At 68.9% G+C, this 614-nt stretch carries 2 pseudogenes; both read right to left on the bottom strand.

Going from position 1 to position 614, the window contains the following annotated elements:
* Positions 1–426: pseudogene (locus EOA86_RS37460) on the bottom strand (cobyrinic acid a,c-diamide synthase); the annotation flags it as partial.
* Positions 423–614, bottom strand: a pseudogene (locus tag EOA86_RS37455) (uroporphyrin-III methyltransferase); the annotation flags it as partial. The pseudogenes EOA86_RS37460 and EOA86_RS37455, both read right to left, overlap by 4 nt.

Genomic DNA, 614 nt, shown 5'->3' with positions numbered 1-614 from the left:
GGGATCATATGTAGCAAAACCCTTGGCGACGGCCGCCGCCGTGGCCGACTGCCCGGAAACGTCGAGCACCAGCAGCACCGGCAGGCCGTAAAGCCGGGCAAGATCTGCGGCCGAGCCGGTGCGGCCTGGAGCAGCGGGAATCCCGTCGAACAAGCCCATCGCGCTTTCGAGGAAGATGAAATCGGCATCTTCAGTTGCGTCACCGGCTAGCGCGTTGAGCAAGGCGGGCGGCATTGCCCAACTGTCGAGATTGACGCCGGAAAGGCCTGTCGCGGCAGTGTGGAAGCCGGGGTCGATATAGTCCGGCCCGGATTTGGCGCCACGCACTTTCACACCGCGCCGGGCCAGCGCGCGCAAGATGCCGATGGTGACGCTGGTCTTGCCCGAGCCCGAGCGCGGCGCGCCGATGATGATCGCGCGGGTCATGGCTCGCCCGCCAATGCCGCACGCATCGCGACGATGCCGCCGACGACGATCAGCGCCGGCGAGGTCAACCCGGCGGCGGCCGCCTCCTCGGCGATGGTGGCGAGCGTGGCGACGACGATGCGCTCCTGCGGCGTCGTCGCGGCGACGATCACTGCAGCAGGCGTGGAAGGCGGCAGGCCGCCCTCGAG

This window comes from Mesorhizobium sp. M5C.F.Ca.IN.020.32.2.1, assembly GCF_004023105.1.
GTDB classification, from domain to species: Bacteria; Pseudomonadota; Alphaproteobacteria; order Rhizobiales; family Rhizobiaceae; genus Mesorhizobium; species Mesorhizobium wenxiniae.
This window is presented reverse-complemented; position numbering and strand designations above follow the sequence as displayed.